This window comes from Pandoraea sp. 64-18, assembly GCF_001899225.1.
Taxonomy (GTDB): Bacteria; Pseudomonadota; Gammaproteobacteria; order Burkholderiales; family Burkholderiaceae; genus Pandoraea; species Pandoraea cepalis.
In genome coordinates this window covers 375,134-401,043 of record NZ_MKVU01000006.1, presented here as the reverse complement: position 1 = coordinate 401,043, position 25,910 = coordinate 375,134, and the positions used below count along the sequence as shown (strand labels likewise).

Below are 25,910 nucleotides of genomic sequence, written 5' to 3'. Positions count from 1 at the left end.
GGCGGATGTTTGATTGACGAGCGCGCGAGCGGCCCGATGACTGTCGGGCCGTCGCGGCGACTCGGATTCAGCCCTTGTGCGTGTAACGCAGGCGCGTCATTTGTTCCGCGCTGTCGGCCAGCAGGCCGGCCGCATCGGCAATCGCCTTCTCCAGCGTGGTCGGGCCGAACGTCAGCGAGAAGCATCCCGAGAACACGCGCGACAGGCTGTCGAGCGCGCTACGGTCGATGGCGCCCGAGAGCAGCGAGGCCGTCGCCCCGGCCCTGATCGCCACCTGCGCGGCAATCATCGGGGTCTTGCCGGAGAGCGTCTGACCGTCGCTGCGGCCTTCACCGGTGATGAGCCAGTCGGCCCCTTCCACCGCTTGCGGCAGCCCGACGCGCTCGGCCACGACTTCCGCACCAGAGCGAAACTTCGCACCCAGCAGGTGCAGCGCAAAGCCCAGGCCGCCCGCCGCCCCTGCGCCTGCGCGGCTGGCGGCTTCATTGGCGTTGAACGCGCGATGCGCATGGCCCGCGAAATGCGCGATGGCACGGTCGAGCGGCTCAACCTGCGCGTCGCTCACGCCCTTCTGCGGCCCGAAAATCGCCGTGGCGCCTTGCGGGCCGTTGAGCGGATTGTTCACGTCGGACATGGCGATCAGTTCGCAGTCCTTCAGGCGGGCGTCGAGTCCGTTCAGATCGATTGACGCCACGCGATGCAGCGCGGCGGGCACAGGCGGCACCGCTTCGCCCGACGCGTCGAGCAAGCGCGCACCGAGGCCGACGAGAAGGCCCGCGCCACCGTCGTTGGTGCTGCTGCCGCCCAGGCCGATGAGCACGCGGCGTGCGCCGGTATCGAGCAGTGCGCGCAGCAGTTCTCCCAGGCCGACCGTCGAGCGCTCGGCCACCGGCGTCTGCATTCCGACCGGGTCGGTAATGCTCACCACGTTGGCGCTTTCCAGCACACCGGTGCCGTCGGGCATGAGGCCATACTCGGCCATGACCGATGCCTGGCCGGCGCCACGCACCGAGAGTGGTACACGGCGTCCGCCTGCGGAGAGCAGGGCGTCGAGCGTGCCTTCGCCGCCATCTGCCATCGGACGCAAGCGCAGGTCGGCCTGCGGCAGTACCCGCGCAATGCCGGATGCGATGGCGCGCGCCACTTCCGGGGCACTCAGCGAACCTTTGAACGAATCGGGGGCGATGACGATGATTGGGGCTTGCGCATTGCTGGACATGGAAATCGGGACAGTCGCAAAAAGGTATACGGGTTGGCAGGATTCACGTGCGTGTCATGCCCGCGAGTTGTTATCGCTTATGACTTACCGGCCGGACGGTTGATCCTGGGCCCGGTAGACGGGATGGCACGTCGGCTCGCAGCAGGGTGGGGCGCGAGACGATGCGACGCAGTGTGACAGAAACCAGCAATATACGCGATTCGGGCCAGCGCGCATTGCGCGAATTGCCATGCTATGAATAACGCGGGTAAGATGAGCGCCAACTGACCGTGCGTCGCCCGAAAGGCCGCGCGGCCCGTGCAAGCCGGCGCCGATGCCTGGCTTGTTGCGGCAGAAGAACGACAATGCGTGTGCGACAGCCATTTGCGAGCGTGGAGCGGGGGCATGAACCGGGGCAAAGACAGGAATTCGGGCACGTCGCGCGTGTCGCGGCGCAGGGCGGCGCGCGCGATGGCCGCATCGGCCGCAGCGAGTATCGGGCTCGCCGTGTTGCTGGCTGGGTGTGCGCAGACGACGCCGGTCGTCGCGCACGACGATCCGCCGGTGGGCAGCGTGGCCGACGTTGCACCGGAAAATGTAAAAGTCGAGACGTTCCCCGCCTATCGCGACACCGTTGCGGATGCCCGTGGCAATGGTGCTGTCTGGCAAGGATCGTCGAAGAAGACCACCGCCCGCGTGAGTACCTGCACGGCGCATCTGTGGAAGCGGCAACTGCCGCATGCACGGGTGCAACGCTCGAAGGCAGGCGCGGGCCAGACACTTGAACTCTCCTCCAGCAACGACGGCGTGCTCGCCGTGCTTGACCTGGCGCCGCACAAGCCGGGTAGCGAAGGCACGTTGTATCTCGGTTCGACGGCCTCCCAATCGCTCGCCGATGCCGTGCGCCGCTGCCTCTGACGGCGTCGCGCCAGGCGACGAGGCAGGCGCTCATGCGGCGGTCACGATAACGTCATACCCCGTCGGGGTATCATGACGGCGAACGCGTGGCCGGCCGGGCCGCGCGAAGGCTTTTACTGCGTGCGTGCCGATGTCTCATACTGAACCGATCGACGTCTCCGAGGCGCAAACGAATGCCGGCGATGCCGAGCAGGCGTCGCTGAATCCGCGCCAACAGGCGCTTTTCGACGCCGTTCGTCGCGATGGCTTTCTCACGGTCGATGAACTCGCCGCACGCTTCGAGGTAACGCCGCAGACGATCCGGCGGGACATCAATTTCCTGGCCGAACGCAAGTGGGTGCGTCGCTACCACGGCGGCGTCGGGCTGCCGGGCGGGGCCGAGAACGACGCCTACGATGCCCGTCAGACCCAGTTGGCCGACGAGAAGCGACGCATCGCCGTACGTCTTGCCGAACAAATTCCCGATCACGCCTCGCTCTTCATCAACCTGGGCACCACGACGGAAGCCGTGGCCCGTGCACTGTCGCGTCATCGTGGGTTGCGCGTCATTACCAACAATCTGCACGTCGCTGCCATGATGAGCGGCTATGCGGACGCCGAAGTCATCATTGCCGGCGGCGTGGTGCGCGCACGCGACCAGGGCGTGACGGGCGAAGCGACGCTCGATTTCATCCGTCAGTTCAAGGTCGATTTCGGCATCGTCGGTATCTCTGCCATCGATGCCGACGGCACGCTGCGCGACTTCGACTACCGCGAAGTGCGCGTGGCCGAGGCGATCATCGCGCACTCTCGTACCGTCTTTCTGGCCGCCGATCACAGCAAGTTCGGGCGCCCGGCGCTCGTTCGCCTGGGGCACCTGTCACAGGTTGATGCCCTGTTTACCGATCGCCCGGTGCCCGCTGGCATGGCCGACGTGATCGCCGAGGCCGGTACTCTGGTACACGTCGCGGACTGACGAGGGGGCATCAACCCCCGTCAGGCGCGTATTCGCGCATCGGGACCGTAGAATGCGCGAATTCGAAGCTCCAGTACGCCAATCTGTTAGAATTCGAACATTGATGTTCGTAAACGAATATAAAGCGAACATTTTCGAACTTTTCCTGATTTGACGCTCAACCCCCGGAGTGACGACGTGCAGACACCCGCTCAATCGCCATCGGACAACACACGGCCTCCCTACGACCTGCTGGTCGTGGGCGGCGGGATCAACGGAACGGGCATTGCGCGCGACGCGGCCGGTCGCGGCCTGCGCGTGTTGCTCGTCGAGCAGGACGATCTGGCGTCCCACACGTCATCCGCGAGTACCAAGCTGATTCACGGGGGGCTGCGCTATCTTGAGTATTACGAATTCGGCCTGGTGCGCAAGGCGTTGCAGGAGCGCGAGGTGCTGCTGCGCGCCGCGCCGCACATCATGTGGCCGCTGCGCTTCGTGATGCCACACATGCCGAATCTGCGACCGGCGTGGATGATTCGCGCGGGGTTGTTTCTCTACGATCACCTCGCCCGGCGTGAAATCCTGCCCGGCTCGCGCGGTATCGATTTGCGCCAGCATCCGGCGGGCGCTCCGCTGCGTCGCGATTTGACGCGCGGCTTCGTCTACTCGGACGGCTGGGTGCAGGACGCGCGTCTGGTCGTGCTCAATGCGCAGGACGCGGCCGAGCGCGGCGCGACGATTCTCACGCGCACGCGGCTCACGGGCGCCGAGCGTGGCGAGCGCCTGTGGACGGCCCAACTCGAGACGTCCGAAGGTGCGCACCAGACCGTGCGTGCGCGCGCCATCGTCAACGCGGCCGGGCCGTGGGTCGGTCATTTGCTTGGCGACGTGTTGCACCAGCAGGCCACGCATCGCGTGCGCATGGTCAAGGGCAGCCACATCGTGACACGCAAGCTGTTCGATCACGATCACGCCTACATCTTCCAGAATCCCGACAAGCGCATCATCTTCGCGATCCCCTACGAGCGCGACTTCACCCTGATCGGCACGACCGACATCGAATATCACGGCGATCCGGCGAACGTCGCGATCAACGACGATGAGATCGCCTATCTCTGCCAGTCCGCCAGCCAGTATTTCACCCGACAGATCGCGCCTGCGGATGTCGTCTGGACTTACGCGGGCGTGCGTCCGCTGATGGAGGAGGAAGTCTCCAACCCGTCGGCGGTCACGCGCGATTACAAGCTGGAACTGGACGCGCCCGGCACGCGCGCCCCGCTGTTGTCGGTGTTCGGCGGCAAGATCACGACCTACCGTCGACTCGCGGAAGAAGCGATGTTGCATTTGCGCGGCCCGCTGGGTTTCGCGCACGGCGATTGGACGGCGGGCGCGCCGCTGCCGGGCGGCGATATGGCCGAGCCGGATGCCGGTGCGTTCGAAACATCGCTGCGTGCGCAGACGTCGTGGCTGCCGCCGGCGCTCGCGCATCGATACGCGCGCACCTACGGCACGCGCACGCATGTGCTGCTTGGCGAGGCGAATTCGCTCGACGGACTGGGGCGGCGCATCTGCGGCGATCTCTACGAGGCCGAGCTGCGCTATCTTGCGCAATACGAATGGGCGCGCACGGCGCAAGACGTGCTGTGGCGCCGGACCAAACTCGGTCTGCATCTCGGCAAGGATGGCGAAGCCAGCGTGCAACAGTGGTTTGCCCAGCAGGCGGAAATGGCGGCCTGAGTTCCGCTGAATAAACAGGAGACGTCGGCAATGTCAGGAGGCGCGTACATCCTCGCGTTCGATCAGGGCACGACCAGCTCGCGAGCGTTGCTGTTCCATCGCGATGGCCATGTCGTGGCGACCGCGCAGAAGGAATTCCGTCAGATTTATCCGCATCCGGGCTGGGTCGAGCACGACCCGCGCGACATCTGGGCGACGCAGGCCGGGGTCGCGGCGGAAGCGCTGACGCACGCCGGTGTCGGGGGGCGCGACATCGCGGCCATCGGCATTACGAACCAGCGTGAGACGACCCTCGTATGGGATCGTCGTACGGGCGAGCCGGTGTACAACGCCATCGTCTGGCAGGACCGCCGCACGGCGGATTTCTGCGATGCGCTGCGTATGCAAGGGCACGACGATCTCGTTGCAAGCCGCACCGGGCTTCGGCTCGACGCCTATTTCTCGGGCAGCAAGATCCGCTGGATTCTCGACAACGTGGCCGGTGCGCGCGACGCCGCCAACGCCGGGCACCTGGCCTTCGGCACCGTCGATAGCTGGCTCGTGTGGCAACTGACCGGTGGCAAGTTGCATGTGACCGACGTGTCGAACGCGTCGCGCACGCTCCTGTTCAACATCCACACGCTCGACTGGGACGACGAACTGCTCGCGCTGCTCGATGTGCCGCGCAGCCTGTTGCCGGAGGTTCGCTCATCGAGTGAGGTATACGGACACACGGCCACGTCGCTGTTCTCCGTGCCGGTGCCGATTGCAGGCATCGCGGGCGATCAGCAGGCGGCGCTCTTCGGGCAAATGTGCCTCTCGCCTGGCATGGTGAAGAACACCTACGGCACGGGGTGCTTCATGGTGATGAACACCGGCGACAAGCCGCACGCGTCGCGCCATAATCTGCTCACGACGGTGGCCTGGAAGATCGGAGACCGCGTCGACTATGCCCTCGAGGGCAGCATCTTCATCGGTGGCGCGGTCGTGCAGTGGTTGCGCGACGGGCTGGGCATCATTCGCCATTCGCGCGATGTCGAGGCGCTCGCGACCAGCGTGCCCGACGCCGATGGTGTCGTGCTGGTGCCCGCGTTCGCCGGACTGGGCGCGCCGCACTGGCAACCGCGCGCGCGTGGCACGCTGTTCGGCGCAACGCGTGGCACGACGGCGGCGCACGTGGCCCGTGCCGCGCTCGACAGTATCGGATTCCAGACGCTCGATGTCTTGCGCGCGATGGAGGCCGACGCGGGGCTGCATGTGTCGGAGCTGCGTGTCGACGGCGGCGCCGCGGCCAACGATCTGCTGATGCAATGGCAAGCGGATCTGTTGGGCGCGGACGTGGTGCGCCCCAAGGTCATCGAGACGACGGCGGCCGGCGCCGCCTATCTGGCGGGGCTGGCCGTCGGCTTTTGGCCGGACATCGACACGTTGGCGCACCAATGGGAATTGCAGCAACGTTTTTCCCGCAAGCTGTCCGCGCAAGACATCAGTCGTGCCGTCAGCGGCTGGCAACGCGCGGTGCGCGCGGCGAAGTGCTGGGCGGAAGACGGCGAGGCTCCCTGACGAGGGTGAGCCTCAGCGCAATGCCCGACCGGGCGCGACGTGGCGCCGATCGACGGCGGCGTCGTGTCGCCGATGACGCCAGCTCGCACACCGCTCGCGCGGATGACGGCGGGCCGATTTGGCAGGACTCGCGGGCGCGAGCGATCTGACGCAGGGACTTAGGGCGCAAGGCCCCGTGCGGCGCATTTGCATGATCCCCTCCCTGACGATTTCCCATCGTCTGAACCGAATCGATCATCGGTGCAATCCGTCCGCGCTCGGGGCGCTCCCGGCGAGGGATAGGCATCGGGCGTGCCGGGGCCATGTGGCGTGCATGGCGTGATTCCCGAGGCAGTTGGCCCTGGCGATGAGGCTTCCCCGAGGGCGGACGGCTTGCATCGTTCATGATGCGAGAAGCGTGCCAGTGATAACAACGCCTTGAATCAAAAGGGAACTTGAACGCTCGACGCGAAGCGTATCTCGTCGTTCGATGAAAAACGTTTCAGGAATGAACGGCAAAGCGGGGAGGGCATGCTGAATGTGTCGCGGGTGACGGCAAATTAGGCAATGGACTTGACACCTAATGCCAGCGGTCGTTTGCGCCGTCGGCGGGACACTTATGCATAGGGTTATCAACAGTTGCTGTGGATATCCCGGTCGAGGTGTCCCGGCCGACGCACCGGTGCGGCGTTCGAAGCGATCGAACGACGCGCGTCAGGCGGCAGGCTTCTGGCCGATGGCGAAGGCGATCTCACCCACACCGGCCACGCCGGCGCTGACCTTGTCGCCGGGTTCGAGCGGCCCGACGCCGGCGGGGGTGCCGGTAAAGATCAGGTCGCCCGCGGCGAGCTTCACGCTGCGCGAGATCTCGGCAATCAGATCGGGGACCGACCAGATCAGTTCGTTGAGATCACCGGTCTGGCGGTTCTCGCCGTTCACGTCAAGCCACACGCGGCCTTCCTTCGGATGGCCGACCTCGGCCACGGCGTGCAGCGGGCCGCATGGGGCCGACGCATCGAACGCCTTGCCCCAGTCCCACGGACGGCGCGTGTCCTTGGCTTGCTGTTGCAGGTCGCGACGGGTCAGATCGACGCCAACGCCATATCCCCACACCACCGAGAGCGCATGATCCGCATCAATGTTTTCGCCATCGGCACCGATGGCGACCACCAGTTCAATCTCGTGGTGCAGTTCGCTCGTGAGCGGCGGGTAGGGCAGCGTGCCGTTGGCGGCCACGACAGCGTCGGCCGGCTTCATGAAAAAGAACGGCGGCTCGCGATCCGGATTGCTGCCCATCTCGCGCGCGTGCGCAGCATAGTTGCGGCCGACGCAGAACACGCGACGCACGGGGAAACGGGCATCGCTGCCCGCCACGGCGACCGACGCCTGGGGCGGCGCCGAAATAACGAATTGGCTCATGAGAAGACTCTCGGCTGATACGAAACAATGACGGAAAAACACAGGCGCCGACACGAGGCGGCGCCTTGCATGCCGTCGCGCCTGACCGCGCGAACGACAGCGCAACAGTATTACTTGGCAAAGACCTGCGACATATCCGCGAACGCTTTGAACTCCAGCGCGTTGCCGGCCGGGTCATAGAAGAAGAGCGTCGCTTGCTCGCCCACCTGCCCGGCGAAGCGAATATGCGGCTCGATCACGAAGCGGGTGCCCGCGGCACGCAGGCGATCGGCCAGCGCGTGCCATGCCGGCATGTCAAGGATAACGCCGAAATGCGGGACGGGAACCTCATCGCCGTCGACCGGGTTCGTGATTCGCTTGCCGGCGTCTTCCGGCGCGAGATGGGCCACCAGTTGATGACCGAAGAAGTCGAAGTCGATCCAGTGATCCGAACTGCGGCCTTCGGCACAGCCCATCACGTCGCCGTAGAAGCGGCGGGCCGCATCGAGGTTGTCGACAGGGAACGCGAGATGAAAGAGCGGTGTTGCCATAGGAAACTCCAATGCCATTTGGTGAGAAGCGAGCACCGAATCCGGCGAGCGCTATCGGAAATGCTGTCCTGGGTCATCGGTGGCGTGAACGGCGTCACCGATTTGCGGTAAATTCTATCCATCGATAAAAGCAATCCAAAACGAATAATTCGAACGCTCAGGCAGAAAATTTTCGATCCATGATCCGCTATCTGAAAACCTTCGTCACGGCAGCCGAAACCGCTTCGTTCTCGGCGGCGGGGGCGCGACTCGGATTGACCCAGTCGGCCGTGAGTGCGCAGATTCAGCGACTTGAAGACGATCTCGGTGTGCGACTCTTCGAGCGCACCGCCCGCGCCGTGACCTTGTCCGACGATGGCCGTCGATTGCTCGCCCAGGCGCAGGGAGTGATTGCCGGCTATCAGGCGATGCGCGGCGAGGCGGGCGTATACGGGGGGCAGGCGGCGCTCGCGCCGATCCACGTCGGCGCGATCCTCACGGTGCAACTGGGCCTCCTGCCCGGCGCGATGGCGCGTTGGACCGCGCTCGGCGCGATGCCGCATCTGAACATCGTGCCGGGCATGTCCGTGCAGCTGCTCGCGCAACTCGATGCCAAGGAACTCGATCTGGCGGTGATGATCCGCCCGCGTATCGGCGTGCCGGCCGATATGAAATGGCTCACCCTCATGCATGAGCCGTACGTGGCGATCGCGCCCAAAGGCACGGGCGGAACGGTGGCCGACTGGGCGCAATCCCTGCCGTTCGTGCGTTACAACCGGCGCTCGTATGGCGGCGACCTCGTCGAGCGTTATCTGCGACGTCACCGGCTCTGGGTGCGCGAGGGCGTGGAGCTGGACGAGCCCGAAGTCATCTTGCGCATGGTGCGGGCGCGACTGGGATGGTCGATCGTGCCCGCGACGCTCATCGGTTTGCCGGTTGGCGGCAACGTGGGGGCGAAGCTTGCCAAGGGCGGTGCAACGGGCGTGCAGGTTCTCCCACTCAGCGGCGCGCCGCTCACGCGCGAGTTGGGGGTGTTGGTGCGTCAGCCAGCGCTTGGCCGCCCCCCGGTCGCCACGCTGATGAAGTGTCTTGCGGACGAGGCGCAGTCGCGCGGCTAGGGCGTCGCCTGAACATTGGACGGCTCGACCATCGCTCCGCCCAACGCTTGCCACAATGCGGCCGTGTCCGTCAGGCGAGCCCCTTGCGCGTCGAGTCGCGCGCGTGTGGCGTCGAGCGCCTGACGCTGCACGTCGAGCCAGGCGAGATGACTGATGCCGCCCACCCGATATCGCTCGCTTGCGATCCGGAGCGCGGTTTCCGCTCGCCGGGCCGCGTCGGCACGTGCGGCCAGGGTGTCGGCATCGGAGGCCAGCGCGCGCAGGGCATCGGCGACCTGCACGAGGCCGAGCAGCACGGTGTCCTGATACGACGCCAGTGCGGCGTCGTATGCCGCGATGGCCGAACGCCGTTGCGCCTGCAATGCGCCGCCGCGAAAGAGCGGTTGCAGCAGGTTCATCCCGAGGTTCCAGATATTGATGCCATCGCCCAGATCGGCCAGTCGCATGCGCTGCGTGCCGAAGCTGCCGGAAAGCGTGAACTGGGGGTAGAGGTTCGCGGTGGCGACGCCGACATCGGCACTCGCCTTGTGCAGCAACGCCTCGGCGGCGCGGATATCCGGTCGGCGCCGGGCCAGCGTCGACGGTAGCGAGACGGGAACCGTCTGCGGTAAATGCAGGGTGTCGAGCTCGATGACGGGCGACGCGAACGCGCCAGGCGGCTGACCGGTCAAGCGCGCCAACTGGTGATCGTATTGCGCAATTTGCGTGCGCAACGCGGGCAGCTGGGCTTCGGTCTGGGCGACGAGTGTCGCCTGATTCTCGACGTCGAGCGTCGATACGCCCCCCGCGCGCTCGCGTGAGCGTGTGATATCGAGCTGCGCTCGTTGCGCCGCCACGATACCTTCGAGCGCCGAGAGCTGTGCCCGGGCACTGGCCTGGCGCAGGGCGGCCGTCACCACGTTGCCCGCGAGCGAGAGCCTGGCCGCGTCCAGCGTGAAGTGTTGATAGTCGATCTGAGCGGCGAGCCCTTCCAGCGCGCGGCGATTGGCGCCGAACACGTCGAGCGTGTAGGACACGTCGACGCTGGCGTTATACAAGGTGAACGGCCCGGGACTTGGCAAGCTCGTAATGCCGAACGACGCCGGATCGACCCGTTCGCGCGTGCCGGAGAGCTTCAGATTCGCCGAGGGCAGCGAGCGCGCGCCGTCTTGCGCACGAAAGTCCTCCTGCGCCTGACGCAGCTTCGCCTCGGCCTGACGTAGCGTTGGACTGTCGGTCAGCGCCTGGGCGACGAGGGCGTCCAGTGCGGGCGAGCCGAAGCGGGTCCACCAGGCGGACGGCACGTCCTCGCCGGCGACGAAGGTCTGCGCGGCGCTTTGCGCACCCGCCGCCCCGGCCGTCGTCGACGGTTGTGTGCCCGTGGTGTATTGCGCGACATGCGTAGCGTCGGGGGTGCGCCAGTCCGGTCCGAGCGCGCAGGCGGCAAGCATCGCGCTCAGCCCGAGCGCCAGCCACCGCGACCCGTAGGCGGGGCGGCGGCGATGCGCAAGTTGGGCAAGTCGCATGAGCGCCTCAGTCGAGGGTACGTTTGTAGAACTTCACGGCCACCATCATGAGGATGGCAGAGAAGGCCAGCAGCGGCCACAGATCGTGCCACGCATCGGCCCAGCCGTTGCCCTTGAGCAGAATGCCGCGAATGAGCCGGTTGAAATACGTCAGCGGCAGCAGGTTGCCGATGGCCTGCGCCCACGCGGGCATGCCGCCAAACGGGAACATGAAGCCCGAGAGCAGCATGCTCGGCAGAAAGTAGAACACGGTGAGTTGCATGGCCTGCAACTGGTTCTGTGCAAACGACGATAACGCGATCCCGACGATCAGGTTGGCCGCGATAAACACCAGCGCGGCGAGATAGATCGCGACGACACTGCCTTCGAACGGCACATGAAAGGCGAAGCGCGCGGCGATCAGAATGATGGTCGCCTGAAGCAAGCCAATGGCGACGTACGGCACGATCTTGCCGGTCATGACTTCGATGGGCAATACCGGCGTGGCGAGCAGGTTCTCCATCGTGCCGCGCTCGCGCTCGCGCACGATGGCAATGCCGGTCATCATCGCAAGCGTCATCGTCAGAATCACCCCCATCAGGCCGGGAATGATGTTGTATTGCGTGATGCCCTCCGCGTTATAGAGACGATGCACCTGCACGTCGAACGCCGCCTGCGAGCCGGCCAGATTCGCAAGCGGCCCCGTCAGGTCCTTTTGCGCGACGGACTGGGCGATGGCTGGCAAGGCGCCGAGCGCCGAGGCCATTGCCATTGGATCCGTCGCATCGGCCTCGATGAGCACGGCGGGCCGCTCGCCGCGCAACAGACGGCGAGTGAAATCGGCAGGAATGTTCAGCACGAACTGCGCGCGCCCCTGCGCGAGAGCGGCGCGTCCGGCATCTTCGCTGGTCAACGCCTCGGTAAAGCGAAAGTATCCCGAATGCTCCATCGCGGCCATGAAGCTGCGCGTGAACTCGCTGTCGTCGGCCACGAGCGTCGCGGTCGGCATATGCTTGGGATCGGAGTTGATGGCGAAGCCGAAGAGGGCCAGTTGCACAAGCGGCACACCCACGATCATCGCAAACGTCACGCGGTCGCGGCGCAGTTGCAGGAACTCCTTGCACACGATGCTCCACCACCGGGCGATCGAGAACCCGAGCGGCGCGCTCACGCCTTGTCTCCGAAGTTGTCTTTCGCGTGGCTCATCAGGTAAATGAACACGTCTTCCAGGCTCGTGTCGATGGGCGCGACCCGCAGCCCTCGTTCGCTGGCCAGGTCGTGCAGCAACTTGTCCAGGGCGGTGGCATCCCGCCCGCTCACATGCAGCGTATCGCCAAAGGCGACCGTCTGTGCCACCACGGGTTGTGCGCGCAGCTCGCGCGCCAGATCGATGAGGTTCTCGCCATGCACCCGCCACGTCGACAACTGCTGGCGAGCGGTGACCTCGGCGGCCGTGCCTTGCGCGAGCAGTTCGCCATACGAGATGTAGGCGAGCTTGTGACAGCGCTCGGCCTCGTCCATGTAATGCGTGCTCACGAGAACCGAGATGCCGCGCGAGGCCAACTCGTGCAATTCCTCCCAGAAGTCGCGCCGGGCGGTCGGGTCGACGCCGGCGGTCGGTTCGTCGAGCAGCAGCACCTGCGGCTCGTGCAGCATGCACGCCGCGAGCGCCAGGCGCTGCTTCCAGCCGCCGGAGAGCGACCCGGTCAGTTGCTTTGCGCGGCCCGTCAGGCCGAGCCGCTCGATGGCTCGCTCGACGGCGTCTCGCCGGTTCGGCATGCCATACACGCGCGCCACGAAGTCGAGGTTCTCGCGAATGGTCAGGTCTTCCCAGTACGAGAAGCGTTGCGTCATGTAGCCCACGTGACGCTTGATCTGCGCGCTCTCTCGCACGATATCGAAACCGAGGCACGTGCCGCTGCCCGAGTCGGGGGTGAGCAAGCCGCACATCATGCGAATGCAGGTTGTCTTGCCGCTGCCGTTCGGCCCGAGAAAACCGAAGATTTCGCCGCGCTGCACTTGCAGCGACACATCCTTGACAACATGCTTGTCGCCGAAGCGTTTGTTCAGACCCTTCACATCGATCGCGAGACGGCCCTCGTCGGCCGAGGGGGCGACAATCTCACGCGGGCGCGCATCGCGGCCGTTCATGGGCGCGTCACCTGCACCGGTTGCCCGGGATTGAGTTTGACGGCGTCTGCCGCGGCGGGATGTGCTTCGATCATGTAGACGAGCTTGTCGCGCGTGTCGTTGCTGTAGATGACGGGCGGCGTGTACTCGGCCTGATGGGCGACGTACGTGATGCGGGCGGGTACGACTGCGCCGCATCCGTCGCAGGCGATGTGCACGGTCTGCCCCGCGCTCAGGGTACCCAAGGCGGTCTCCGGCACGAAGAAGCGCACCTTGATGTTGCCCGGCGGCAGCAGACGCACGACGGGGCTGCCCGCCGCGACCCATTCGCCGATGCGGTACATCGTGTCGTACACGCGCCCGGCGGCGCTCGCGACGGCATGCTTCTGCGCGAGTTGCCAGTCGGCCTGCGCAAGCGCCGCGCGTGCCACATCGACCTGAGCGGCCTGCGCCTGGCGCTGCGCGTCGCGGCCCGGCAGTCGCGCGACCGCCAGACTGCTCTGCAACTCCTGCACGCGGGCGCTGCTGCTGCGGGCGTCGGCGCGGCTGGCGTCGAGCTGTTCGCGGGCAATTCCGCCGGCGGCGTATTGCGCCTGATCGCGGTCGAACTGCGCAAGCGACTTGTCGCGCACGGCGATGGCTTGCTTGAGTTGGGCGGCAGCGACGGCGATCTCGTCGGGGCGCTTGCCGGTTTCGAGATCGCGCAACTGGGCCTCGGCGCTGGCGAGCGTCTCGCGCGCGTGGGCCTGTGCGGCCAGTTCATAAGTGGCGTCGAGATCGAAGAGGGCCTCTCCCGCCTTGACCTCCTGGCCGCGGGTCACCGACAGCGTAGTCAGGGTGCCGGCCTGCGACGAGGCGACATAGACGAATTCGCCCTCCACATAGCCTTGCCACGGCCGGGCGGAGTGGTCGCCGCAGCCAGCCAGCGCGGCCATGGCGGCAAGGGTGATCGCGTTAGTGCACATGCGGGGGCTTGCCGGCATGACGCGCCTCGTGCGTTGCGGTTGTTCGCTGTCACCTTAGCGCAAAAGCGGGGCAACGGGCAATCCGTCGCCATGCGCGGGCAGGGACTCTCTGCTATTGTGCGCACATGTCCGGCGGCGCACGGGGCGCGCGAACCTTAACAGCGCAGCGCACCGGACCTCATGCAAGGAGCTTGATTGATATGTCTCACGACACGTTCGACGAAAACGACTGGAAGCGATTCCTGAAACACATCGGCGAAGACCCGAACCGCCCCGGTCTACACGAAACGCCGTCGCGCGTTCAAAAGGCCTGGCGTCAATGGACGTCCGGTTACGGCCAGGATCCGGCCGAAGTGCTCAAGGTCTTCGAAGACGGCGCCGAGCAATACAACGAACTGATCGTCGTACGAGGGATTCCCGTCTACAGCCATTGCGAGCACCATCTTGCCCCGTTCTTCGGCAAGGCGACCATCGGCTACCTGCCCAACGGTAAGATCGTCGGATTGTCGAAGCTCACGCGTCTGGTCGACTGTTTTGCGCGCCGCCTGCAAGTGCAGGAGCGCCTGACCACGCAGATCGCCGAAGCGCTGATGACGCATCTGCAACCGAAGGCAGTCGGCGTGGTGGTGTCGTGTCGTCACATGTGCATGGAAAGCCGGGGTATTCGCACGGCCGGGGAAGAGACTGTGACGTCGGCGATGCTCGGTGAGTTGCAGCCGAACCTGGCGTTGCGCACGGAGTTTCTCGCGCTCGCTCGCGACAAATAGTCGCAGGAAGGCGTACCCACGAAAAGCGCTGGCGGGGATGTCCCGCCAGCGCTTTTTTTGCTGTGCGACGGCGAGCGCTTACCGGCCGTACCGCGCCACGACGGTCGAGCCGTTCAACGTGTGACCGGCCAGCGCAGCAGTCAGACCGTTGGCGTCGAGCCCCGGCGGCAGACGGCCCGGTTCCAGATCGGTGGCCGTCACCGTAATGATGTAGTGATGCGGCGAATCGCCGACCGGCGGACACGCGCCGCGATAGGCCATTGCGCCGCTGACGTTCTTGCCCAGCGTGACGTGCTCGTTCGTTTCATTGCCCGCCCCGGCCGCGAGCGACGAGACGGTCGCCGGAATGTTGTAGGCGAGCCAATGCACCACGCCGCCGCCTTTCGCGCCGTCCGGGTCCTTCATCGTGATGACCACGCTGCGCGTGGCTTGCGGCAGATGCTGCCACGCGAGCGGCGGGCTCACATTCTTGCCCCCGCACTCGCCCAGCCCGGCGTGGATCGCCGGCAGCATGCCGCCGTCGGCGAACGCGCTCGACGACACGCTCATGCCTTCGGCACAGGCCACCCCCGCGCCGGTGCCGAGCATCACGGCCACGGCTGCCGCGCCGGCGATTCGCAACGATTGCTTTCCCGTAGCGGATGAAAGTCGATTCATAAGCACGCCTCCTATTTGGCAGATGCAATGATGAGCTTGAATGGTAGTGCAAGCAGGGCGGTGCCGGCCACACCGGCGCACCAGAGCGCGACAAACCATCCCCAGCCAATCAACCGCACCCGCCAGGCGGGGTGGGCGACGGCTCGCTCGCGCCGCTGGCGCACGGCGGGCCGCACGAGGTCAGTGATAGTGCGCATCGTGAGCCACCTTGCCGCGAAATACCCAGTAGGCCAGCATCGTATAGCCGAGGATCACCGGAATAATGAAGGCCGCGCCCCATAGCGTGAACGACAGACTCGAGTGCGGGGCGGCGGCGTCCCACAGCGTGATGCCTGGGAGAATCGCGTACGGATACGCGCTGATCAGCAGCCCGCTGTACCCCAGAAACACGAGTCCGATGGCGAGCCAGAAGGGCGTGGCATCGTGCGAGCGGCGCAGCACGCGGCGCATGACGAGCGTGGCGCCCGCCACGAGGAACGGCACGGGCAGGCAGCGCCAGAACCACTGGTCGGCGAACCAGCGATCTGCCACGAGCGGCACGCGCAGCGGTGTCCACAGCGACACGACGGCCATCGTGGCCACGAGCCCGAGCGTCAGCGGCCAGGCGAGCACACGCAAGCGTCGCTGCAGATCGCCCTCGGTCTTGCCGATCAGCCAGCAGGCGCCGAGCAGCGCGTACGTCACGACCAGGCCCAGCCCGGTGAACAGGTTGAAGGCGGTGACCCAGGCGAAGGCGTCGCCCGCGAACTGGCCGTTCTCCACCGGAATGCCCGACAGATACGCGCCGAGCGAGACGCCCTGAAAGAACGTTGCGCCGGCCGAGCCACCGATGAATGCGAGATCCCACCACGGCCGGGTGCGCTGCGACTTGCCGCGAATCTCGAACGCCACGCCGCGGAAGATCAGGCACACGAGCATGAGCACGAGCGGCAGATACAGCGCCGAGAGGAGTACCGAATACACCATTGGGAACGCGGCGAGCAATCCGGCGCCCCCGAGTACGAGCCATGTTTCGTTGCCGTCCCAGACGGGGGCGACGGAGTGCATCATCGTGTCGCGTTCGCGCGCGTCGGGGAAGAACGGGAAAAGAATGCCGATGCCGAGGTCGAAGCCGTCGAGCACCACGTAGAGAAACAGGCCGAGCGCGATGATGGCGGCCCACGCCAAAGTCAGATCCATGAGAAGTCTCGGTAACGTCGATGTCGTGATGGGGGGCGATCAAGTGGCGTGCGCGCCGTCGGTGTCCATTCGTCCGGATAGCCCGGACAGGGCGGGGGCGGTTTGCGCCGCGAGGTGGCCGCGTGGCGACGTGTGATCGCTGCCGGACGCCGCCGACGGCTCGCCGGGCAACACCGGACCGACGCGCAGCCACTTGAGCAGGTAATAGATGCCCGTGCCGAACACGAGGCAGTAGGTCAGCACGAGCACCAGCAGCGAGACCTGCACCTGTTGGGCGCTCACCGGCGACACGGCGTGCGCGGTGCGCATCACCCCGTAGACGACCCACGGCTGGCGTCCGGCTTCGGTGGTGACCCAACCCGCCAGCAACGCAACGAAGCCGGTCGGCGATAGGACGAGCATGGCGCGGGCGAAGCGGCGCGACGTGAAGAGCGTGCCGCGACGGCGCAGCCACACGGCGGCTAGCGCAGCGGCGATCATGGCGAGGCCGAGACCGACCATGATGCGAAAACTCCAGAACACCAGCGGCACGTTGGGGCGTTCGTCCTTCGGGAATTCCTTCAGACCACGAATCTCGCCGTCCCAGCGATGCGTGAGGATGAGGCTGCCCAGGTGCGGTACTTCAAGCGCATAACGTGTGGTCTCGGCGGCCATGTCGGGCCAGCCGAACAGGTTGAGCGGCGTGCCGCCGGTCTTCGTATCCCAAAGCCCTTCGATGGCGGCGAGCTTGGCCGGTTGGTACTCACGCGTGTTCAGGCCATGAAGATCGCCGACGACGGCCTGCAACGGGGCGAAGATCAGCAGCAGCCACATGGCCATGGAAAACATGGTCTTGACGGCCGGGTCGCGGCGCCCGCGCAGCAAGTGCCATGCACCGGTGCCCGCCACGACCAGCGCGGCCACGACGAACGCCGCGATGCTCATATGCGCCAGCCGATACGGGAAGGACGGGTTGAAGATGACGTCCCACCACGACAGCACGACCACGCGGCCGTCGACGATCTCGACACCCTGCGGCGTTTGCATCCAGCTATTCGACGCGAGAATCCAGAACGTCGAAATCAACGTGCCGACGGCCACGCACAAGGTCGCGGCGAAGTGCGCACGCTCGCTGACGCGGTTCCAACCGAACAGCATGATGCCGAGAAAGCCCGCTTCGAGGAAGAACGCGGTCATCACCTCGTAAGTGAGCAGCGGCCCGGTGACCGCGCCGGCGAAACTCGAAAAGCCCGACCAGTTGGTGCCGAACTGATAGGCCATCACCACGCCGGAGACGACGCCCATGCCGAAGCAAACCGCGAAGGCCTTCGACCAGAAGCGACACAGATCGAGATAGTGCGGCTGACGTGTTTTGAGCCAGAGACCTTCCAGCACGGCGATGAAGCTCGCCAGACCAATGGAGACGGCGGGAAATACGATGTGAAACGAGACCGTGAACGCGAATTGCAGGCGCGCGAGGTCGACAGCTTCTGGAGCGGCAGTCATGTCGTGATCAATGTAGGCAAACCAACCCTGTCTATAGGGCGACCCTCACTGCCGACCGCCCCTTGTTTGCCTGCATGGTAGGACGTGCTGCACCGCAGCACGCGTGACAAGACGTCACATGCGGCGCATTGACGCGGCATCAATTGCCACGTCGATTTGCGCTAGTGGTCTGTTTTTGTGGGGATTCGCGTCCTCGCCGGGTGCGACCTCATGTCACACGCAGGCGGGCGCTACGCGAGCAATCCGGCGCCGATATTGATCGACAGGCCGAGCACGGCGAGATTGAAGAAGAACGAGAGAACGGCCTGCGCGAGCGCGGTGCGTCGCATGCGGCGCGATGTCAGCGCGATGTCTGCGGTTTGCGAGGCGACGGCGATGGTGAACGAGAAATACAGGAAATCCCAGTAATCCGGATCGCAGTCGCGCTCGGGCCAGGCCAGCGCGAAGGGCGACTCCGTATCCGTGAAGTACAACCGCGCGTAATGCAGCGTGTAGATCGTCGGCACGAGGAACCATCCGGCGATGAGCGTGGCGGCCGCGAACAGCACATGCTCCGAGGCCTGATGCGGGGCGCCGGTCTTGGCGCTCGCCAGCACGTGTATGATGGCGGCCACACTGGCGATGGCCGACAGGCTGACCACGGTGAGCACGATGGCCGCGCTCTGGTCTTCCTGCTCGGCAAAGCGCTCGATGCTGCGCTTGGGGGCGGTGACCATCATGAGCCAGATCATCGCGAGATAGGACCAGGCGCCTGTGTTCCAGCCGATCAATATGCGCGTTATCGTGCTGAACTCCCCGCTCACGAAGACCTGGACGAAGAGTCCGGCAAGCACGCCGAGAGCGATGGCGATGAGCAGTCGCGGATGGAAGCGAAGCAGATGCGGGAAAAGCTTGGCGTTCATGAGCAATGTCTGGACGGTGGCGATGGGCGGTTCGATTATCCACCAACCCGGTCATTCGCCGGTCGTGGGCGGAAATGCGGCCTGCTCGGCAGGCGGGCGGCACAGTTGTGGTGCGCCGCCGCATCGCGATGCGGCATCGTGCCCGTTGCGGTGTCACCGGGGGCGTCGCGCGCACAACGCCGCGCGGCCGATTGCGCGATTTTTCTGATGACCTCGACATCCTGCCTCGCCTTGTCCTGCGGGGCTTCGCCCAGTCTCGAGCCTATTCTGGCAAGCACATGGCACGCCATTTGCTAAGCAGTAGGCAAGGCCAACGACGGCCGAGAGAAGACAAGCGAATTTTCTGCACCGCACGCATGACTTCCGCGCGAGCGCGGACTTCGGGGCAACGGCGTCCCGAAGCCATAGGCCTGTTCACAGGCATACGGCTTCGGGGCGCTTTTTTTTTGGGCATACGAACACGAGGGTATCCATGAGCACGCTCACGCAATCGTTGAAAAGTGGCAACTGGCGCGCGCTGGTTGCGTGTTTTCTCTACTTCGACACGGGTTTCACCGTCTGGGTGATGCTCGGCCCTCTGGCGCCGTTCATCAGCAAGGACATCGCGATGACGCCCGCACAAACGGGCTTTCTCGTGGCGGTGCCGGTGCTGGGCGCGGCGATTCTGCGCGTCACGCTGGGCAACCTGTATCAGGCCTACGACGGTCGCAAGATCGCGTTGATGGGCATCACCTTGTCGGCGATTCCGTCGGTCGTGCTGCTGCTGATGCCGGGTGCGCCGTCGTACACGCTGCTGCTTGTACTCGGTGTGCTCCTCGGCATCGGCGGCGCGAGCTTCGCCGTGGCGTTGCCGATGGCAGGCAGCAACTATCCGCCGAAGGTGCAGGGGCTGGTGTTGGGTCTCGCCGCGGCGGGCAACATTGGCGCGGTGCTCGATGGCTTCATGTTCCCGGGACTGGCCGAGCACTACGGCTGGGCACGAGCGGCCGGTGCCGCCCTGCCGTTGCTCGCGCTTGCTGCGCTGGCGCTGGTGTTCTGGGCAAAGGATCAGGGTGTGAAGTCGGGCAGCGCGCCGCGCGCGTTCACGAGCTTCTTCATTACCGTGATCGGTCTAATCGCGCTCGTGTTGTGCGTGCATGCCGGCGCATTCGGCGAAGGCAAGGCCGGTGTGTTGCTGCTGCCGGTGCTGGGCGCGTTGCTGGCGATTGCCGTGTTGCCGCGTCACTATCGCGGCGTGCTCGGCGAACGGGACACGTGGGTCATCATGCTGGTCTACAGCATCACGTTCGGTGGTTTTGTCGGCATGTCGTCGTATGTGACCACGCTGCTCATCTCGCTGTACAGCATGCCGCGCATCGAGGCGGGGCTGTTCATGTCGCTGCTCGCGTTCCTCGGTGCGCTGGTGCGTCCCATCGGCGGAATGGTGGCCGACCGAATCTCTGGCGTGCGCGCGCTGGTGCTGCTGCTCGCGGCGATTTCGGTCATCGATTTTGTCTTTGCCGCGTGGATGCCCCCGCAAGGTGCCGGTGTCGCTCTGCTCGTGCTGATCTACCTGTGCTTCGGTCTCGGTAACGGCGCCACGTTCCAGCTCGTGCCGCAACGCTGGCAAGGCAAGACGGGGCTGATGTCGGGCATCATCGGCGCGGCCGGTGGCATTGGCGGCTTCTACCTGCCGGTCATCATGGGCATGGCGAAGGAATCGACGGGCAGTTACCAGATGGGCTTCGCCACGTTCGGCGCACTGGCGGCGCTGGCGTTCTTGCTGGTCGTCGCCCTGCGCACGCGCTGGATGTCGTGGGCACTGCCCGCGGAGATGGTCGGTGGCGCGGTGCTTGCAGGCGGTGTGGCGCACGTCGAATAAGCGAAACGCGTTCGCGCACTCGCGGCCCGTCGATGCTTCGGCACGACGGGCCGTTTGGTTTTCTGGCGCAGCTTCGCGCTCGATGTCTCAATCCAGACCGGCCGGCGCGTTTCCCCATCCATCGGCCCCTGTAGCCCAATGGCACCGTGCCTGTGCGCCAGAAGCATCACACGTCACACGCCCTGCCGGAACAGCCCGTTGAGCGTGGCGCCGCTGGCGGCGCCGTCGAACCCGTCGAAGCGTCCTTGGGCGAGCGCCTGCGCGGCGTGCATGAAGCCTCCCCATGCCGCGCGAGCCAGTGCACCGCCCACGCTCACGCGCCGCACGCCAAGTTCGGCAAGCGCCTGCAATGTCATCGGCGACGTCGTGCCAATCAGCACGTTCACCGGTTTGGGCGCCACGGCCGTGACGACGGCCCGGATTTGCTCGACCGATTGAATGCCCGGTGCGTAGAGGCAGTCGGCACCTGCCTCTGCATAGGCTTGAAGGCGTGCAATGGCGTCGTCGAGATCGGGCACGCCCGCGAAGAAATTCTCTGCACGACCGATGAGGAGGGTGTCGCCGCCCGTCTCGTCGATTGCTCGGCGCGCGGCTTTCATGCGCGCGACGGCTTGGTCGAGCGGGAAGAGCGGCGCGTTGACGTCGCCCGTCGAGTCTTCGATGGACAAGCCGGCCACGCCTGTTGCCACGGCCATCTTCACGCTGTGCGCGACTTCTTCGGGCGTGCTGCCGAAGCCGCTTTCGAAGTCGGCATTGACGGGTAGATCGGTGGCGTCGACGAGCGTGCGCAAATGCGCGAGTACGGTGTCGCGTGTCACGCCATTGTCGGGTTGCCCGGTCGACCAGGCGAAGCCCGAGCTGGTCGAGGCAATCGCCTTGAAGCCCGCGTGTTCGAGATACCTCGCGCTGCCGGCGTCCCAGGGGTTCGGGATAACAAAGCAACCGGCGAGGTGGAGTTCGCGAAACGCGACGCGTTTTTCGGCGGTGCTACGTGACATGGTGTGTCTCCTGTAGGGGGGGGCGCAGCTCCGCTCACGCCGCGCACGTAAGCCCGATCATCGCGGTTTTGCACCGGCCTCGCAAGGCAGCCCCGAGGCGATCCAAGGCGTAATATCGACCGTCAGATGTTTTTATCTCGTACACCCGCGCGCAGCGTGTAATCCCGTGTAACACGTTTTTCGAGGGAACTTCAGGAATAAGCGCGATTCCATTGGCGTTATGTAATCATCCTCTTCTGTATTTTCAGGATCACCGACGTGAATTCTCAGCCCCCCTCCGCGACGTCCGTGTCTGCCCCCCCGAGCGGCGTGGCCTTGCACGACGACGCCAAGTACACCCGTGTGGCGATGGTGTTGCACTGGGCGGTCGCCTTGCTGATGCTCGGCAACATCGCGATCGGCCAGACGATTGCCTTGCTGTCCGACGCCACGCTCGAAAAAATCGACGTGCGCTTCTGGATCGATCTGCACAAGTCCATCGGAATTACCGTGCTGGGGCTCGCGATTCTGCGCGTGCTGTGGCGCGCGACACATCGTCCGCCCGCGCTCTCGCACGTGTTTGCATCATGGGAGCGCACGGCGGCGCATCTCGCGCATTGGCTGCTTTATGTCTTGATCGTCGTGCTGCCGCTCACGGGCTGGGCGCACGATTCGGCGTGGGTCGCCGCCTCGACCCATCCGCTGGTGCTGTTCGGCATCGTGCCGTTCCCGCGCATGGGTTTTCTGATGGCGTTGAGCGATGCGAGCAAGGACTACTGGCACACCTTGCTGGGTAACGTCCATACCTACTGTGCTTATGTCTTGTACGTGCTGCTGGCGTTGCACATTGGCGGGGCGCTCAAGCATCAGTGGATCGACCGCCACCCGGTGCTTGGCCGGATGCTGCCGTGAGCGCGGAAACAACGGGGAAGGCGTCGCGGCTCGAAGTGGCCCGCGAGCTTCACTCACCGCGCTTCACGCGACCGCCGACGCCGCTGGCGAGTTGGCTGGTGCATACGGGCGTGGCAGCGCTGTGGTGTCTGTTGTTCGCGCAGGCATTCTTTCTCAAGGGCGTGTTCGCGTGGGGCACCGGGGTCGCCTATGTCGCGTACGACACGGTGCTGCTGGCATTCGTATTCTGGCAAGCGTGGCGTCTGATGCGCCCCGACCCCGACGAGACTTCCTCTGACGCAGGTCATGAAGGCGCCGCCGTTCGATTGACGCTCGGCGTGGTGGTCGCGGCGCACAACGAGGCGGCGGCGTTGCCGGTCACGTTGCGCGCGCTGATGACGGGGCGACGGGTCCCGGACGCCATTGTCATCGCCGACGACGGCTCGCGCGATGGCACGTTCGCATTGCTCACGGGCGAGTATGGGCTCATCGACCCCGGCGAAGGCGGGCTGAGCGCACCGAGTGCGCGCTACCCGAATCTGCAATGGCTGCGCGTGCCGCACGGGGGCAAGGCGCGTGCGCTCAACGCGGCGCTCGTGGATATCGATACGGACATCGTGATGACGGTCGACGCCGACACGTTGCTCGACGCCGAGGCGTGCGCCGCGATGCACGCCGCGTTCGCGCGTCGACCCGGGCTCGTGGCCGCGACTGGCGTGCTCACGCCGGTGTGCGGCCGCACGGCGAGCGCGCGCGTGTTACAGCTTTTCCAGACGTACGAGTACATCCGAAACTTCATCTCGCGTTATGCCTGGATGCACGCCGACGGCCTGCTGCTGATTTCGGGCGCGTTCGCGTGTTTCCGGCGCGAGGCGGTACTGGCCGTTGGCGGATTCGATCCGGCTTGTCTTGTCGAGGACTACGAACTGATCCATCGCCTGCGTCGCTATTCGGTCACGCATGGGCTTGGATGGGAGGTGCGCGTGGTGGGCGGTGCGCAAGCGATCACCGATGCGCCGAGCACGCTCACGAGCTTCCTGCGTCAGCGTCGCCGCTGGTTTGCGGGGTTTCTCCAGACGCAATACTGGTATCGCGATATGGTCGGCAACGGCCGCTATGGCAATCTCGGACGCTGGATGTTGCCGGTAAAGGCATTCGATACGCTTCAGCCGATCTACGGGCTCACCGCGTTCGCGCTGCTCGTCTCGTTCGCCTTCGACGGTCATGTCGGCGTGCTGCTGCCGGTCTCGGGCATCATTCTCGGCAAGATCGGCATCGATCTCGGCTTTCATCTCTGGTCGGTGCATGCGTACCGCCGCTGGACCGGACACAACACCGGTACGAGCTTCGGATGGGCGCTTGTCGCGGCAGTATTGGAGCCGTTTTCGTTCCAACTGATGCGACACACGGGCGCCGCGCTGGGCTGGGGGCACTTCCTGACCGGACGCCAGCGTTGGGGCGTTCAGGTGCGACGCGGTATCCTGTCGGGCGAGCGCGGGACGGGGGTGTCCCGCGAGGAATGATTTTCCGGCAGTGTTTTCTTCAAATGATTCGATTTTCAACGGGGTGGGTGATGGGATGCGCGCTCAGCGGCCTGTTGAGCGTGGCCGGGTGTAGTGTCCCCGAGCGCAAGCCGTCCGGTCCCGACTACGCTGCACTGGGGGGCGCGGCCGAGGTGCGCGGCGACTGGGACGGCGCACGCCGGGCCTTCGGGCAGGCGGTGCTTGTGGCTGACCAGTCGGGCTGGCCGGCGTCGCATCGCGCGGCCATGCACTTCGACTATGGCCGGGCGCTGGGGGTGACCTGCTACTACCCCGAAGCCGAACGCGAGCTGAGCCTTGCGTACGATCTCGATATCCTCACCGGGCACTACCGGTATCCGGCGTTGATCGAGTTGGCGCGACTGTCGCTGGTTCAGCGGCAGTACGCGGCGTCGGCGAAGTACTTCAGCCGGGCGCTGGACGCGCTCGATCGCATGGAGCTGGCCCGCAAGGTGCCGTTCGCTTACGCCGAGGTGCTCGACGACTACGCGCTGGCCCTGGGGGGCGCGGGCGACGCCGACGCCGCCACACATATCATCGATCGTGCCGCAAAAGTGCGCGCAGGCCTGGACGAGGCCGTGCGTGCGCAGGCGACATCGCGCACCCCGTACGGGAAGCACTGCGGGCAACTGGCGGCGGGGGCACGATGAACCCGATGCGCGTTTCCCTGGAAAGCGCGGGCGACTTCGACGACATCATTGATGTTCGCACACCGCTCGAATTTGCCGACGACCACATTCCCGGGGCGATCAACGCGCCGGTGCTCAGCAACGAAGAGCGGGTCATCGTCGGTACGATGTACAAGCAGGTATCGCCGTTCGATGCCTCGCGCGTGGGGGCCGCCATGGTGGCGCGCAACATCGCCGCCCATCTCGATACGACGTTCGCCGACCAGCCGCGCAATTGGCGGCCGCTCATCTATTGTTGGCGGGGCGGCAAGCGATCGGAGTCGATGACTCTCATCATGAACATGATCGGCTGGCGTGCGCGCCAGCTCGACGGCGGGTACAAGGCGTACCGGCGCGACGTTGTGTCGTCGCTCGGCACGCTGCCCTCGACGCTCGATTACATCGTGCTGGCCGGGCACACGGGCAGCGGCAAGACCCGTCTGCTGCACGCGCTGGCCGACGTGGGTGCCCAAACGCTCGATCTCGAGGCGCTGGCGAAGCATCGCGGGTCACTGCTTGGGGCAATGCCGGGCGTCGCGCAGCCGTCGCAAAAGGCGTTCGATACCTCGCTGATCGGCGCGTTGCGCGGGCTCGATCCGACGCGGCCAGTGTTCGTCGAAGCGGAGAGCCGCAGGATCGGACTGATTACGCTGCCCGAGTCGTTGATGTCGTCGCTGCGCGGGGCCACGATGTGTGTCGAGGTTCGCGTGGCGCTCGACGCGCGGGTCGACCTGTTGATGCAGGAGTACGGCCATTTGCTGGCGCGGCCGGAAGACTTTCGCACGCAGCTTCTCCGGCTGGTACCGCTGCATGGACGGGCGGTCATCGACCAATGGCTGACGTTGCTCGACGAGGGGCGGCAACGCGAACTCTCGGAGGTGCTCATTACCCGGCACTACGATCCGGCGTATTCGCGAAGCTCGCGCAAGATGTTGCAGGGGGTGCGCAACGCCCTCCCGTTTCCGTTTCATCCGACGGCGCAAGATCTGGGCGCACAGGCGCGGGCATTGCTTACGCAGTGCGGGATGGCTTGACCCCATCGTTCGCGG

The 25,910-nt window shown here is 65.6% G+C and carries 24 protein-coding genes; 11 read left to right on the top strand and 13 right to left on the bottom strand.

Translation table 11 applies throughout. The features are described from left to right. Positions 1–67: 67 nt before the first annotated feature. Complete coding sequence (locus BGP02_RS04550; RefSeq protein ID WP_017233385.1) at positions 68–1,219, bottom strand: glycerate kinase; 1,152 nt, start codon at positions 1,217–1,219, stop codon at positions 68–70. A 384-nt stretch (positions 1,220–1,603) separates the two neighbouring features. On the opposite strand from BGP02_RS04550, the gene BGP02_RS04545 reads away from it, so the two are divergent. The 4 genes from BGP02_RS04545 (at position 1,604) to glpK (ending at position 6,329) form a co-directional block, all read left to right on the top strand. Then, a complete protein-coding gene (locus BGP02_RS04545) occupies positions 1,604–2,116 on the top strand; it encodes a hypothetical protein (RefSeq protein WP_017233386.1) in 513 nt (170 codons plus the stop codon). Between the two features lie 130 nt (positions 2,117–2,246). Then, the gene (locus BGP02_RS04540; protein ID WP_017233387.1) at positions 2,247–3,071 is read left to right on the top strand and encodes a DeoR/GlpR family DNA-binding transcription regulator; all 825 of its coding nucleotides are present in this window, start codon (positions 2,247–2,249) and stop codon (positions 3,069–3,071) included. Positions 3,072–3,248: 177 nt separating this feature from the next. Beyond that, positions 3,249–4,787, top strand: a complete 1,539-nt coding sequence (gene glpD, locus BGP02_RS04535) for a glycerol-3-phosphate dehydrogenase (RefSeq protein WP_017233388.1) — start codon at positions 3,249–3,251, stop codon at positions 4,785–4,787. Positions 4,788–4,817: 30 nt separating this feature from the next. Further along, entirely contained in the window at positions 4,818–6,329 is a 1,512-nt protein-coding gene (glpK, locus tag BGP02_RS04530) for a glycerol kinase GlpK (protein ID WP_286797961.1), read from the top strand. Positions 6,330–7,022: 693 nt separating this feature from the next. Here glpK and BGP02_RS04525 read toward each other — a convergent pair. Both BGP02_RS04525 and BGP02_RS04520 read right to left on the bottom strand, forming a co-directional pair. Continuing rightward, entirely contained in the window at positions 7,023–7,727 is a 705-nt protein-coding gene (locus tag BGP02_RS04525; RefSeq protein ID WP_286797959.1) for a fumarylacetoacetate hydrolase family protein, read from the bottom strand. A 110-nt stretch (positions 7,728–7,837) separates the two neighbouring features. Next, on the bottom strand, positions 7,838–8,257 hold the full coding sequence (locus BGP02_RS04520; protein WP_017233391.1) for a VOC family protein: 420 nt from the start codon (positions 8,255–8,257) through the stop codon (positions 7,838–7,840). A 179-nt stretch (positions 8,258–8,436) separates the two neighbouring features. On the opposite strand from BGP02_RS04520, the gene BGP02_RS04515 reads away from it, so the two are divergent. Then, positions 8,437–9,354, top strand: a complete 918-nt coding sequence (locus BGP02_RS04515) for a LysR family transcriptional regulator (protein ID WP_286797957.1) — start codon at positions 8,437–8,439, stop codon at positions 9,352–9,354. Here BGP02_RS04515 and BGP02_RS04510 read toward each other — a convergent pair. From BGP02_RS04510 to BGP02_RS04495, 4 genes are read right to left on the bottom strand one after another with little or no spacing between them, the layout of a single operon-like run. Beyond that, a complete protein-coding gene (locus BGP02_RS04510) occupies positions 9,351–10,859 on the bottom strand; it encodes an efflux transporter outer membrane subunit (RefSeq protein WP_261938335.1) in 1,509 nt (502 codons plus the stop codon). The two genes, BGP02_RS04515 and BGP02_RS04510, sit on opposite strands and share 4 nt — an antisense overlap. 7 nt (positions 10,860–10,866) lie before the next feature. Beyond that, on the bottom strand, positions 10,867–12,009 hold the full coding sequence (locus BGP02_RS04505; RefSeq protein WP_017233394.1) for an ABC transporter permease: 1,143 nt from the start codon (positions 12,007–12,009) through the stop codon (positions 10,867–10,869). Beyond that, positions 12,006–12,989, bottom strand: a complete 984-nt coding sequence (locus tag BGP02_RS04500; protein ID WP_017233395.1) for an ABC transporter ATP-binding protein — start codon at positions 12,987–12,989, stop codon at positions 12,006–12,008. Before BGP02_RS04500 ends, BGP02_RS04505 begins: the two co-directional genes overlap by 4 nt. Further along, positions 12,986–13,951, bottom strand: a complete 966-nt coding sequence (locus BGP02_RS04495; RefSeq protein ID WP_502688462.1) for an HlyD family secretion protein — start codon at positions 13,949–13,951, stop codon at positions 12,986–12,988. The genes BGP02_RS04500 and BGP02_RS04495 overlap by 4 nt, the downstream gene beginning before the upstream one ends. A gap of 182 nt (positions 13,952–14,133) precedes the next feature. On the opposite strand from BGP02_RS04495, the gene folE reads away from it, so the two are divergent. Beyond that, positions 14,134–14,700 carry a GTP cyclohydrolase I FolE gene (gene folE, locus BGP02_RS04490; RefSeq protein WP_150564032.1) on the top strand — a complete coding sequence of 189 codons (567 nt, stop codon included), beginning with the start codon at positions 14,134–14,136 and terminating at the stop codon, positions 14,698–14,700. Between the two features lie 78 nt (positions 14,701–14,778). Here folE and BGP02_RS04485 read toward each other — a convergent pair whose 3' ends face one another. From BGP02_RS04485 to BGP02_RS04465, 5 genes are all read right to left on the bottom strand, one after another. Beyond that, a complete protein-coding gene (locus BGP02_RS04485) occupies positions 14,779–15,357 on the bottom strand; it encodes a YbhB/YbcL family Raf kinase inhibitor-like protein (protein WP_051060136.1) in 579 nt (192 codons plus the stop codon). An 11-nt stretch (positions 15,358–15,368) separates the two neighbouring features. Continuing rightward, positions 15,369–15,554 (bottom strand): hypothetical protein, encoded by a 186-nt coding sequence (locus BGP02_RS04480; protein WP_157211419.1) that lies wholly within the window; start codon positions 15,552–15,554, stop codon positions 15,369–15,371. After that, a complete protein-coding gene (gene cydB / locus BGP02_RS04475) occupies positions 15,538–16,536 on the bottom strand; it encodes a cytochrome d ubiquinol oxidase subunit II (RefSeq protein ID WP_017233399.1) in 999 nt (332 codons plus the stop codon). Before cydB ends, BGP02_RS04480 begins: the two co-directional genes overlap by 17 nt. 39 nt (positions 16,537–16,575) lie before the next feature. Continuing rightward, positions 16,576–18,021, bottom strand: coding sequence for a cytochrome ubiquinol oxidase subunit I (locus tag BGP02_RS04470; protein WP_261938336.1), 1,446 nt, complete (start codon positions 18,019–18,021; stop codon positions 16,576–16,578). 230 nt (positions 18,022–18,251) lie between these two features. Continuing rightward, positions 18,252–18,923, bottom strand: coding sequence for a DUF1345 domain-containing protein (locus tag BGP02_RS04465; protein WP_017233401.1), 672 nt, complete (start codon positions 18,921–18,923; stop codon positions 18,252–18,254). Between the two features lie 472 nt (positions 18,924–19,395). On the opposite strand from BGP02_RS04465, the gene BGP02_RS04460 reads away from it, so the two are divergent. Beyond that, on the top strand, positions 19,396–20,784 hold the full coding sequence (locus BGP02_RS04460; RefSeq protein ID WP_286797950.1) for an MFS transporter: 1,389 nt from the start codon (positions 19,396–19,398) through the stop codon (positions 20,782–20,784). Positions 20,785–20,957: 173 nt separating this feature from the next. Here BGP02_RS04460 and BGP02_RS04455 read toward each other — a convergent pair whose 3' ends face one another. Continuing rightward, positions 20,958–21,782: an isocitrate lyase/PEP mutase family protein gene (locus BGP02_RS04455; protein WP_286797948.1), complete on the bottom strand. Its 825-nt coding sequence runs from the start codon at positions 21,780–21,782 to the stop codon at positions 20,958–20,960. Positions 21,783–22,130: 348 nt separating this feature from the next. Between BGP02_RS04455 and BGP02_RS04450 the strand changes: the two genes are divergently transcribed. Genes BGP02_RS04450 through mnmH form a run of 4 tightly spaced genes read left to right on the top strand, consistent with a single transcriptional unit; the run spans position 22,131 to position 25,895 of the window. Beyond that, positions 22,131–22,673: a cytochrome b gene (locus BGP02_RS04450; protein WP_157211427.1), complete on the top strand. Its 543-nt coding sequence runs from the start codon at positions 22,131–22,133 to the stop codon at positions 22,671–22,673. After that, complete coding sequence (locus BGP02_RS04445; RefSeq protein WP_017233405.1) at positions 22,670–24,175, top strand: glycosyltransferase family 2 protein; 1,506 nt, start codon at positions 22,670–22,672, stop codon at positions 24,173–24,175. The genes BGP02_RS04450 and BGP02_RS04445 overlap by 4 nt, the downstream gene beginning before the upstream one ends. A 23-nt stretch (positions 24,176–24,198) precedes the next feature. After that, positions 24,199–24,843: a tetratricopeptide repeat protein gene (locus BGP02_RS04440; protein ID WP_286797946.1), complete on the top strand. Its 645-nt coding sequence runs from the start codon at positions 24,199–24,201 to the stop codon at positions 24,841–24,843. Next, positions 24,840–25,895 (top strand): tRNA 2-selenouridine(34) synthase MnmH, encoded by a 1,056-nt coding sequence (gene mnmH / locus BGP02_RS04435; RefSeq protein WP_286797945.1) that lies wholly within the window; start codon positions 24,840–24,842, stop codon positions 25,893–25,895. Before BGP02_RS04440 ends, mnmH begins: the two co-directional genes overlap by 4 nt. Positions 25,896–25,910: the final 15 nt, after the last annotated feature.